This is a genomic window from Variovorax sp. Soil_C_17 (assembly GCF_057657265.1).
In genome coordinates, this window is the sequence record NZ_JBDGIT010000001.1 from 813,355 (window position 1) to 825,214 (window position 11,860).

General features: G+C 67.8%; 7 protein-coding genes. 6 read left to right on the plus strand and 1 reads right to left on the minus strand.

All coding sequences use genetic code 11. The features are described from left to right. Positions 1-13: 13 nt before the first annotated feature. The gene (locus AC3A6Y_RS03835; protein WP_487866900.1) at positions 14-2,086 is read right to left on the minus strand and encodes a VIT and vWA domain-containing protein; all 2,073 of its coding nucleotides are present in this window, start codon (positions 2,084-2,086) and stop codon (positions 14-16) included. A 204-nt stretch (positions 2,087-2,290) separates the two neighbouring features. Between AC3A6Y_RS03835 and creD the strand changes: the two genes are divergently transcribed. The 6 genes from creD (at position 2,291) to AC3A6Y_RS03865 (ending at position 11,860) form a co-directional block, all read left to right on the plus strand. Continuing rightward, the gene (gene creD, locus AC3A6Y_RS03840; RefSeq protein WP_487866901.1) at positions 2,291-3,703 is read left to right on the plus strand and encodes a cell envelope integrity protein CreD; all 1,413 of its coding nucleotides are present in this window, start codon (positions 2,291-2,293) and stop codon (positions 3,701-3,703) included. Next, the gene (locus AC3A6Y_RS03845) at positions 3,700-6,042 is read left to right on the plus strand and encodes a penicillin-binding protein 1A (RefSeq protein ID WP_487866902.1); all 2,343 of its coding nucleotides are present in this window, start codon (positions 3,700-3,702) and stop codon (positions 6,040-6,042) included. Before creD ends, AC3A6Y_RS03845 begins: the two co-directional genes overlap by 4 nt. 271 nt (positions 6,043-6,313) lie before the next feature. Further along, on the plus strand, positions 6,314-8,107 hold the full coding sequence (locus AC3A6Y_RS03850; protein ID WP_487866903.1) for a type I secretion system permease/ATPase: 1,794 nt from the start codon (positions 6,314-6,316) through the stop codon (positions 8,105-8,107). Between the two features lie 11 nt (positions 8,108-8,118). Beyond that, complete coding sequence (locus AC3A6Y_RS03855) at positions 8,119-9,477, plus strand: HlyD family type I secretion periplasmic adaptor subunit (RefSeq protein WP_487866904.1); 1,359 nt, start codon at positions 8,119-8,121, stop codon at positions 9,475-9,477. A gap of 671 nt (positions 9,478-10,148) precedes the next feature. Continuing rightward, entirely contained in the window at positions 10,149-11,003 is an 855-nt protein-coding gene (locus AC3A6Y_RS03860; RefSeq protein WP_487866905.1) for a hypothetical protein, read from the plus strand. Between the two features lie 2 nt (positions 11,004-11,005). After that, positions 11,006-11,860 carry a hypothetical protein gene (locus tag AC3A6Y_RS03865; protein ID WP_487866906.1) on the plus strand — a complete coding sequence of 285 codons (855 nt, stop codon included), beginning with the start codon at positions 11,006-11,008 and terminating at the stop codon, positions 11,858-11,860.

Below are 11,860 nucleotides of genomic sequence, written 5' to 3' on the forward strand. Positions count from 1 at the left end.
GCGTGCGTCCTCGTCATGCGGTGAAGCGGCGCGGATCGTGGCGGCGTGCGCGGCGGCGCAGCATGGCCAGCATCGACAGCAGCACCGCGATGGCGCCCCAGGTCTCGGGCTCCGGGGTGCTCGGCACTTCGGCGCCCAGCGTCTGCCCCTGCCCCAGCGCCAGCTCGCTCACGCCCTTGGGCAAGGGCTGCGGCTGGTCCACCGAGGTGCTGGCCTGCGGCGCGGGATTGCGCACCACCTTGTCGACCGCGATGAAGCTGGTGTACTGCGTGAGCAAGCCATAGCGCAGGCCCAGCTCGGTGATGCGCTGCTTGAAGGCATCGCCGCCCTCCAGCGCTTCCTGGTCGCCGAGGCTGGCGATGCGGTGCCGGGCCCACAGGCTGCGCAGCGCGGCGGCATCCTGGCGCGTGCGCGCGTCGATCGCGAGCTCACGGCGGTACGGGCCTTCGGCGCCCTGGCCCTCGATCACCACACGGCCCTTGGGCTCGCCGCGCCACTTGCCGAACACGATCACCGGGCGCTCACCCAGCACGTCGGGCAAGGCCTGCGGCTCCACGTCGTAGACATCGAGTCCGCCGAAGGTGGCTTTCACGTTGGTGAGCACCGGCGACTCCACCATGCGCTTGAAACGCGCCGCCTGCTCGGGCGCCTGCAGCGGGTCGGTGATGACGAAGGGCTCGCCCATGCCGGCGCGCGCCAGGCCTTCCATCAGGTGCCGGTTGACCGAGCTGCCGATGCCGAAGGCGAAGACGTTGGCCTTGGACAGGTTCCGGCGCACCAGCTCGAAGGCCTCGCGCTCCACCGTCACGTAGCCGTCGGTCACGACCACCACGGTGCGCGACACCTCCTCGGCCTTGGGCTGCGCATAGACGCGCTTGAGCGCCGGAATGAGCTCGGTGCTGCCGCCGCCGCTGTAGTTCTTGATGGTGGAAAGGGCCTGCTCGATGTTGGCGCGGGTCGCGGGCACCGACTGCGGCGACAGCATCTTGCTGCTGCCCGAGAAGAGCAGCACGTTGAAGGTGTCGCTGGGCCGCAGGCCGCCGATCAGCCGCTCCAGCAGCACCTTGGCCGTGTCCAGCGGGAAGCCGTGCATCGAGCCCGAGATGTCGACCACGAAGATGTAGTCGCGCGGCGAGGTGGCGTTGGCAGCCACGGACTTGGGCGGCTCGACCATGGCGAGGAAGAAGTTCTCCGGGTTGTCCCCCTGGCCCTTGTAGAGCATCAGGCCCGACTCGATCTTCTCGCCGGCCAGGCGCCAGTCGAGCACGAAGTCGCGGTTGTTGGCGGGCTCGCCGGTGCGCGCCAGCGTGATGTCGGCATGCTGGTCGTCGTCGCGCTTGCCGACGTCGATGGCATGGGTGGCGGAACGCACTTCCTTGATGCCCAGGGGCGTGTCGAGCGCGACCTTCATCTTGAAGCTCGTGTTCGGCGCCGTACCCGCGCGCAGCGTCGGCTGCCCCACCCACTTGGCATTCCTGTTCTCCGACTGCGGGCTGTTGTAGCGCGGCCCCACCACGGTGGGGAACACGAAGCGGTAGTTGCCGGCCTGCGGCACCAGCAGCTCGGTGTAGCGCAGCTCCACCTTCACCTCGTCGCCCGGCAGGATATTGGCGACGTTCATCTGGAACACGTTGGGCAGGTGCTGCTCCAGCAGGGCGGCGGTCCTGCCTTCCTTCTTCGCGGCGTCGTAGTCGATGCGGGCCTGCTGCTTCTCGCGGATCTGTGCGGTGATCAGGCGGTCGGCCAGTCGCACGTTGAGCCCGCCGACGGCCGCGCGCGTCGAGCCCGGAAACACGTACTTCGCCTCGATGGCGCGCGTGCCCTCGTTGCGGTAGGTCTGGGTGACGGTGACGTCGGCGATCACGCCCGAGACCTTGACGTCGACCTCGGTGGACTTGAGCGGCAGCGCGTCGACCGCCGGGTCGTCGCTCTTGACGAAGAAGTACGGGCTTTCGGTCTTCAGGCGCGGGCCCTGCGCCTCCTGCGCATGCAGGGGCCGCGCGACGAGCAGCGCGAAGCCCGCGCTCGCGAGGCCGATGGTCGCGAGCCAGAGCCAGCGGCCGGGGCGTGTGGTGATGGCTTCCATGGCGATGGTCCTTTTCCCTCGATGGATTCGTGCAACGGTGCACGGGAGCCAATGTCGAGAGCGCAGGCGAAGGGAGTTGGAAGCCTTCTTGAAGCGCGTGGCCCTGTGTGAAGTCCATGTGAAGTCCCGTGCCGCGCGCACTTCACATGCGCTTCGGGGTGCGCGGCCAGCATCGGCCCATCGTCATCGATGAGGAGAACTCCCATGCTTGCGCGGCTTCGGCATTCCGTGCTCATCAAGGTCCTGGGCCTGCTGGTCCTGACCGTGCTGCTGTGCATTCCACTGGCCCGGATCGAGGGCCTGACCCGCGAGCGCGGCGACAGCCAGCGCGAGGCGGCGGCGGAGCTGGCCGCCACCTACACCGGGGCGCAGACGCTGGCCGGCCCCTTCGTCGTGCAGCCCTACCTGGAGCGCTGGATGGAGCCGCAGCGCGATGCGCAGGGCCGCATCGTCGGCCAGGAGGCGCGCAGCAAGGAGATGACGCACCTCGTCTTCCCCGACAAGCTGCACCTCGAGGGCAGCCTGGCGCCGCAGGCGCGCTACCGCGGCATCTTCCGCATTCCCTTCTACACGCTCGATGCGGCGCTGGAGGGCGGCTTCGCGGCCTTCGATGCGGCCGCGCTGCCGCACAGCGAGAAGGAGTCCACGATCGAGCTCAGGCCGCCCTACGTGGCCTTGCACCTGAGCGACCTGCGCGGCCTCGACGGCTCGCCCGCCTTGCAGTTGGCGAGCGAAACGCTGCGCTTCCAGCAGCGCCTGCCGGGCGTGGCCGAGGACGCGGGGCTCGCGGGTGGCATCCACGCACCGCTGGCCGGCGCCGCACTCGCGGCCTGGCAGGCGGGCCGGCCGCTGCCCTTTCACCTGAAGCTCGGCATGGTCGGGCAGGAGCGGCTCGCGGTGGTGCCGATCGCCGAGGAGACCACGGCGCATCTGGTCTCGCCCTGGGCCCATCCGAGCTTCGGCGGGCGCTTTCTTGCGTCCGAGCGCAGCGTGAGCGCGCAAGGCTTCGACGCGCGCTGGCGCGTGTCCTCGCTGGTGACCACGGCGCGCGAGCAGGTGCGCGAAGGCCTGCGGGGCGGCCGCGACGGCCGGGCACCCGGTGCGGGCGCGCCGATGCAGAGCTTCGACGTCTCGCTGGCCCAGCCGCTCAACGTCTATGCGATGTCCACCCGCGCCGCCAAGTACGGCCTGCTCTTCATCGGCCTGGTGCTGATGGCCGCCTTCATGTTCGAGCTGTTCCGGCGCCTGCCGCTGCACCCGGTGCAGTACGGGCTGGTGGGCTTGTCGATCGCGGTCTTCTTCTTGCTGCTGCTCGCCCTGTCGGAGAAGGTGGCCTTCTGGCTGGCTTATGCCTGCGCCGCCGGTGCCAGCGTGCTGCTGCTGGCGGTCTACTTCAGCGCGGTGCTGCGCGGCTGGCGGCGCGGCCTCTCCTTTGCGGCCTATGTGGCGCTGCTCTATGGCGCGCTCTACGGGCTGCTGGCCTCGGAAAGCAATGCGCTGCTGCTGGGCGCGCTGCTGGTCTTCGGCATGCTCGCGGCGCTGATGCTGGCCACGCGCAGGGTCGACTGGTACGCGCTGTCGACGGGCCATGCGCCCGCCGCAGGAGCGCAGCCATGAAGGCCGGCATGAAACGCGCGCTGATGTGGAGTGCCGCCGCGATGGCGGGCGGCGCGGTGGCCTTGGCCTGCATCGCGGGGATCGCGGTCGCGGTGCTCTCGCCCCAGTTGCCGGACGTCTCGGCGCTGTCCGACTACCGGCCCAAGCTGCCGCTGCGCGTCTACACCGCGGACGGCGTGCTGATCGGCGAATTCGGCGGGGAGCGGCGCGAGCTGGTGCCCATCGCCGACATGCCGAAAACGTTGAAGGACGCGGTGGTGGCGGTGGAAGACGCCCGCTTCTACCAACACCCGGGCATCGATCCCAAGGGCCTGCTGCGCGCGGTGCTGGCCAACCTGCGGCATGGCGTGCACCAGGGTGCCTCCACCATCACGCAGCAGGTGGCGCGCAACGTCTACCTGAGCGCCGAGCGAACGCTGACGCGCAAGATGCTGGAGGCGCTGCTCGCCTTCCGGCTGGAGCAGCATCTCAGCAAGGACCAGATCCTCGAGATCTACCTGAACCAGATCTTCCTCGGCCATCGCGCCTACGGCTTCGCGGCAGCGTCGGAGCGCTACTTCGGCAAGCCCTTGAAGGACATCACGCTGGCCGAAGCCGCCATGCTCGCCGGGCTGCCCAAGGCGCCGGGCACCAACGACCCGGTGAGCAATCCGCGCCGCGCGCGCGCCCGCCAGCTCTACGTGCTGGACCGCATGGTGGAGACCGGCGCCATCGGCGCGGCCCAGGCGGCCGAAGCCAGGCAGGAGCCGCTGCGCCTGCGCGACCCGTCCGAGCCGAAACGCCTGCATGCCGAGCACGTGGCCGAGACCGTGCGCCAGCTGATGGTCGCGCAGTACGGCCCCAGCACCTACACGCGCGGCTTCAAGGTCAGCACCACGCTGGTGGCGACCGAGCAGGCGGCGGCGTACCAGGCCCTGCGCAAGGGCATCCTGGACTACGAGCGGCGGCAGCCGTGGCGCGGGCCCGAGCGCTTCGTCGACCTGCCTGCCGATGCGGCCGGGCTCGACGGCGCGGTCGACGAGGCGCTGGCCGAGCATGGCGACAGCGGCGACGTCCTGGCCACCGTGGTGCTGCAGGCCGATGCCAAGGAGGTGCTGGCCGTGCGCGCCAATGGCGACGAGCTGCGGATCGTGGGTGAAGGCTTGCGCCTGGCCCAGGCCGGCCTGTCGCCGCGGGCGGCGCCGAACCTGCGCGTGCGGCGCGGCGCGGTGGTCTATGTGACGAAGACGCCCAAGGGAACGTGGGAGATCACGCAGCTGCCGGAGGTCGAAGGCGCCTTCGTGTCGCTCGACCCGCGCGACGGCGCGATCCGGGCGCTGGTGGGCGGCTTCGACTTCAACAGGAACAAGTTCAACCATGTGACGCAGGCCTGGCGCCAGCCGGGCTCGAGCTTCAAGCCTTTCATCTATTCGGCGGCGCTCGAGAAGGGCTTCACGCCGGCCACGCTGGTCGACGATGCGCCGCTCTTCTTCGACGCCGCCACCACGGGCGGGCCGCCCTGGGAGCCGCGGAACTACGACGGTCGCTTCGAAGGGCCGATGAGCCTGCGCCACGCGCTGGAGCAGTCGAAGAACATGGTCACCGTCCGCGTGCTGCAGTCGATCGGGCCGCGCTACGCGCAGGACTGGATCGGCCGCTTCGGCTTCGAGCGCGCGAAGCACCCGGCCTACCTGCCGATGGCGCTGGGCGCGGGCTCGGTCACGCCGATGCAGATGGCGGCGGCCTATGCGGTCTTCGCCAACGGCGGCTACCGCGTGAGCCCTGCGCTGGTGACGCGCATCACCGACCACAGGGGCCAGGTGCTGGTGGAGACGCCGCCTGCGGTGCGCGACGAGACCACGCGCGCCATCCCCGAGCGCAATGCCTTCGTCGTGAGCTCGATGCTGCAGAGCGTGGTGCGCAACGGCACCGGCGCCAAGGCCTGGCAGGCGCTGAAGCGCGAGGACCTGCACGGCAAGACCGGCACCACCAACGACTCGATCGACACCTGGTTCGCGGGCTTTGCCTCGACCCGCGTGGGCGTGGCCTGGATCGGCTACGACACGCCGCGCCAGCTGGGCGTGCGCGGCGAGACCGGCGGCAGCCTGAGCCTGCCGATCTGGACCGGCTACATGCAGGCGGCGCTGCAGGGCGTGCCGGTGGCGGAGACGCCGGTGCCCGGCGGCCTGGTGAAGGTCGACGGCGAGTGGTACTACGACGACTACGCGCCCGGCCGGGGCATCGCCAGCCTGGGAGTCGACATCGGCCCCGCGCCGCCGGCCGAAGCGCTCGCCGCCGTGCCCGTCGGCGACGCGCCGACGCCGGAAGAGCGCAGCAGCATCCTCGATCTGTTCCGCTGAGGCCTCCGCCGTGCGAGCGTCGACGCCGGAATGCATGGCGGCGCTGATCAACAGGGACAGGCGTTTCCGTCAAGCCTCTTGATGGGGATATCCGCCGTTGGCTCCAATCGCGCAACCTCCCGCGGCTTCGGTTCCAGAACGCCACAATTGATCAGATTTGTCCGGTGACTTTTTCCGCAGAATCACGCGCGGCCATGTGGCCTGAGCAGATTCAAGGGGCGGAATGCAAGAAGAACATGGAGCTGCCGACGGTGCAACCGCACTGCGAGCAGTGGCGCATCTCCAAGCGCTGGAGGCGCGGCGTGATTGCACCGTCGCGCCTTCGAAGCCGGGTGCTGTCTGGCCGAGATCGCCTGAAATCATCGGCACATTCGTCGCCGGCTGCGTGGGCCATCTGCTGCTGCTGATTCCCACGCTCATCACCCTGCAGATTTACGACCGCGTGCTTACCAGCCGCCGCGGCGAGACCTTGGTCATGCTGCTGGCCGCAGCCGCCTTGTCGCTGGCCGCCTGGTGCGTGGCCGAGACTTCGCGCGTGCGCTGGCATGCAGCACGCGCGGCGGAGATCGAAGAGCGACTCGCGCAGGCGCTCGTACCCCTCATGCTGCAGATGCAAGCTTCCCAGGTTGGCGCGATGGCCCAGCAGGTCTGGAGAGACATCGCCGCCGTGCGCGCATTCGCCGGCGGTCCCGCCCTGCTGGCCCTTGTCGACCTGCCGTGGTGTCTCATCTACCTCCTGGTCATCGCGGCCTTCCATCCGCTGCTCGGTGCCGTGGCCCTCGCGGGCATCCTGATGCTCCTGGGGCTCGCCTGGCTGACCGAATGGCGCTTGCGCGGCGAGGTAGCCTCGGCCGAGCAGGCCCAGACGCAGGCGCAGCGCATGACCGGCGACATCGCTGCCTTCGCCGAAGTCATGCAAGCCCATGGCCAGCAGGACCAGGTCGGCGCGGCCTTGAGCGCACTCATGGGGAAGGCGTCCCGCGCCAGGCTGGACGCCGAGCTTCCCGGCCACAGTCTCAAGACCTGGGGCAAGCTGCTGCGCCATCTCCTGCAACTTGCCATGCTCGCCACCGGCGCCTGGCTGGTGCTCGGCGGCCAAGCCACCGGCGGCGTGATGATCGCGGGCAGCATCCTGCTGGGCAAGGCCTTGATGCCCCTCGAGGTCTTGATCGGCGGCTGGAAACACCAGCTGGAAGCGCGCAAGGCATGGCTTCGGCTTCGGCAGGTGCTGGCCTCGCGGGACCTGGCGACCCGCATGCTGCCCGAGACCCTCCTGCCGCCGAGTAAAGGCGAATTGCGCGTGGCGCAGCTCAGCGTCCGGCCCCTACCGGGCGAACCCGGGGTCCTGCACGGCCTCGACTTCCAGTTGCCCGCAGGAGCGCTGCTCGCCGTGCTCGGCGTCAGCGGCAGCGGCAAGAGCACTCTGGCTCGCGTGCTGGCCGGCGTGCAGCCGCCGAGCCACGGCGAGGTGGCACTGGATGGCGCGGCGCTCCATCAGTACGGCCCGCAGGCGCGAGGCCGGGCGACCGGCTACCTTCCGCAGGATGTTTTGCTGCACAGCGGCAGCGTCGCCCACAACATCGCGCGCCTGTGGCAGCCGAGCGAGGCCCTCACGGCCCAACAGAGCGATGCGGTGATCCAGGCGGCGCAGCGCGCCGGCGCGCATGAACTCATCACCGCGCTGCCCCGGGGTTATGACACGCCGCTGGGAGACCAGCCTGGTGCGCACCCGCTCTCCGGCGGGCAGCGCCAGCGCATCGCGCTGGCCCGCGCGATCCATGCCGCGCCCGGCGCCGGCGAGCCGAGCCTGATCGTGCTGGACGAGCCCGACAGTCAGCTCGACGCTGAAGGCGAAGCCGCCCTGGAGCGCTGTCTGCACGGCCTGCGGCAGCGAGGCAGCACCGTCGTCGTCGTGACCCATCGCCCCCACCTGGTCGCGATCGCCAGCCATGTGCTGGTGCTGGGCCAAGGCATGGTCGAGCAGTTCGGTCCGCGCGAGCAGGTGCGGCAATGGATGGTCAAGCGCAACCAGGCCCTGCTGGCGCAGCAAGCCGGCCGGCCATGAGCGCAGCGCACATGGCTTCGCCGTCCGCGCGGCGGGAGAGGCGCCGTGCCTTGCGCACCGGGTTGTGCGGCACCTTGCTCGGCATCCTCGCACTGAGCGCGTGGGCTGCCCTGGCGCCGTTGGCAGGCGCGGTCATCGCCGAGGGCACCGTGCAGTCCGCGGGCCATCGCAAGACCGTGCAGCACGCCGAGGGCGGCATCGTCGCGGCCATCCACGTGAAGGACGGCGATCGTGTCGTCCAGGGCCAACCCCTCATCACCCTGGCCGACGAGCGCGTGGCTGCCGGTGCGCAGTCGCTGCGCGAGCAGTGGGCGGCGAGCGCGCTCAAGGCCCAGCGGCTCCAGGCCGAGATGGCCGGCATCCGCTTCGCGCCCGACCTCGAGGTCCTCGACGAACGCATCGCAGCGAGCGGCGATGCGGGTGACAGCTTGCAATGGAAGGTCCTGGCCGAGCGCGAGCAAGGACTGTTTGCTGCCCGCGCCCACCAGCAGGCCGAGCAGGCGCGCTGGCTGAGCGAGCAGCTGTCGCAGATCCGGCGCGAGATCGCGACCCAGGACGAGCTGATCGCCACGACCAAGTCCGCATTGCAGCTGGCGCAGCGCGATCTTGCCGCCAACGAGAGGCTCAAGGCCGAGGGGTTCATCAGCGAAGCGAGGCTGGGTGAACTGCAGCGCGTCGTCGCCGACTACCGCGCACGCGTGCAAGCGAGCCAAAGCCAGCTGGCCCAGGCCCGTCAAAGAGAAGCGGAGACCCGTCTCAAGCGCTCGGCCCAGGCGACGGAGTTTGCGCGCGCGGCGGCGGATGAATTGAAAGAGGCAAGCGCCCAGCTCGCGCAGATCGAACAGGCGCTGCGACCGGCGCTGGATGCGCAGTCGCGGCAACGGCTGGTGGCGCCGGTCGCGGGCGAAGTGGTCGACCTGAAGGTCCACACCGTGGGCGCCGCCATCGGGCCGCGCGAGCCGGTGATGGACATCGTGCCGGCCGGCTCCGGACTGGTCATCGAGGCGCGCATTGCGCCGGCCGACATTCGGGATGCACAGCGAGTGCAGGCGGGTTCGGGGCTTGCCCACGTGATGCTCACGGCGTATCGCGCCCGTGCCACGCCGCAGGTCGAGGGCCGGCTCATCTACGTGGGCGCCGACCGGCTGACCGATCCACGCTCGGCCAATCCCGCTGCGCCGTACTACGTGGCGCATGTGAGCGTGAGCCCCGAGGCCCTGCAAACGGCCAGCAAGCTGGCCGGCCAGCCCCTGGTGCTGACGCCCGGCATGCAGGCCGAGGTGTTCATCCCCACGCAGGAGCGTAGCGCGTGGCGCTATCTGTTCGACCCGGTGCTGGACGGCATTCGGCGCAGCTTGCGCGAGCGGTGAGATGGCCGCGCATCGAAGCCAATTGAGATCAATGACGACCTGAGAGAGAAGAACGATGAAACGATGGCAATACAGGCCGGTTCTACTTTGCGTTGCAGCGTTGTTGGCGGCATGCGCCACAGGTCTGCCACAGAAAGGATCTTCGCGGGAGACGCGATTGCCCCAGCCGGATGACAGGACGACAGCTCCCGAATTGAAGTCGCTGGCGGAGGCTCGACCGTGCGCGATCACAACAGCGACGCCAACGTTTGATGGCGTTCGCATCTGGTTCACCAAAGAAGTTTTTTGGACCTTCGACCGGCCGACCGGGGGCATTGCGAACGGTGGTGTCATTGCAGGCGGGGTTGTCACTCGATTCGTGACCCTTCCGGACGGCCGTGATGACGTCTTGCCGGATGAGCCATACATCGACCTGAAATTCGGCCACAAGCTGCGCCTGAGGGCTCCCCACACTGGTTGCACGGTGTGGTCCACACGCGATCAGGCGCGATCCTTCCTACATACCAGGAGTTCACTTTGCTTGCCGGTATTGCCGTGCGAAAGCGAGGAGACCGCGCATGAGCTCAGAGGCTAGCTTCCATCTTCAAGCTGTACCTGCCGAGTGTTCGCTGATTCACCATCCCAAAGGAGACATATGAAATGAATCAAGTTGCTGATCAAAGGAGATTCGAATGAAACGACAACGTTGGAGACGCCACTGCTACTTGCGTAGTCGGGCGTTGATTTCGACGACAGCTCTGGCACTTTGCGCCTGCGCCGAAGCGCCACCCGCAGCCATGTCCACACGCGCTGCAATCATGCAAGACCAGCCGATTGCGAACGGGCTCTCCCCCGAGGTGGAACGCCTGATCGACGCGGCCAGGCCATTGGGCGGCGCTACGTCAAGCGCTCCGCCGCCGCCACCTGTGCCGCAGGCCGAGGGCACACCGCTGCCGCCACGCGACCCCCGCATCGCGGAGCGCTGGCCGCCCGAGATCAAGCAGTTGGTGGACAACATGCTGGGGCTCTATCGCAAAGGCCCGGACGAACGGCCTCCGGGCGTGAAGGAGGTGGAGAAGACGATCGGAATCACGTTGACTGAACGACCGTTGTCGGAACGAGAGGCCTTCTTCTATAGCAAGCAATTCGTAGTCGGTGGCACACGCTATATGAATCCTGCTCTACAGCAGTTTGGGCTGGGGGAGTACTACGGCATTTCACGCGCAAGAGACGGCGATGGCATGAGGCAATACCTCAGATTGGTCACTTCGCCGAAGGAGACTGGCTTTTGCCTTGATCCTTACGAACTCGCCGTTTACACAGGATCGACGTTCGTGAATGGAGATACGTCAGTGCACGTCGCCATTCGGCAATGGCCTCCAGCCTATGTCTGGGGCATGTTTCGCTGGAGCAACACAAGCCGCTATGTCGGTCAGGGCTTCAGCATCCACGTGGGCCAGGGCCGCGATCCAGCCACACGTGAAGTTATCAATACAGGCTGCGTCGCACACATCATGGTCGGCGGCCGCTACCAAGAAGAGAAGTGAGCATGACAACAATCAACGCGAACGTATTCAACGGACTCACGGACGCGGACGGTTTTGATATGACCGCCTTGAAAGGCACGATCAACGCCAGACGGATTGCAATACTGATCTTGCTTGCCGCTGTAGCGATGCTGGCGGCTTGCACACACACCCGACCCTCGGAAGAGAAGCCTGCGCCCGAGGGGCAATCTCCCCCGCCCGAACTTGCGACTTCAACGACGCCCCCTGCCCCGCTCGTCCCGCAAGCAGAGGGCACGCCGTTGCCGTCGCGCGATCCCCGCATCGCGGAGCGCTGGCCGCCCGAGATCAAGCAGTTGGTAGACAACATGCTGACGCTGTATCCGAAATCGCCTGAGGAAAGACAGCCAAGCGTGAAGGAGGTTGAAAGCAAGGTGGGAATCACGCTCACCGAGCGGCCGTTGACCGAAGCAGAACATTTCTTCTGGAGTAGGCGCTTCGTGATCAGCGGCACACGCTATATGAATCCTGCTCTACAGCAGTTTGGGCTAGGTGAGTACTACGGCATTTCACGCGCAAGAGACGGCGATGGCATGAGGCAATACCTCAGATTGGTCACTTCGCCGAAGGAGACGGGGTTTTGCCTTGATCCTTACGAACTCGCCGTTTACACAGGATCGACGTTCGTGAATGGAGATACGTCAGTGCACGTCGCCATTCGGCAATGGCCTCCAGCCTATGTCTGGGGCATGTTCCGCTGGAGCAACACCGGCCGTTACATCGGTCAGGGCTTCAGCATCGGAGTGGGTCATCGCCGCGATCCGACCACTCGCGAAATTGTCAACACAGGCTGCGTCGTCGACATCGCCGTCGCCAGTCGCTACCAAGAAGAGAAATAG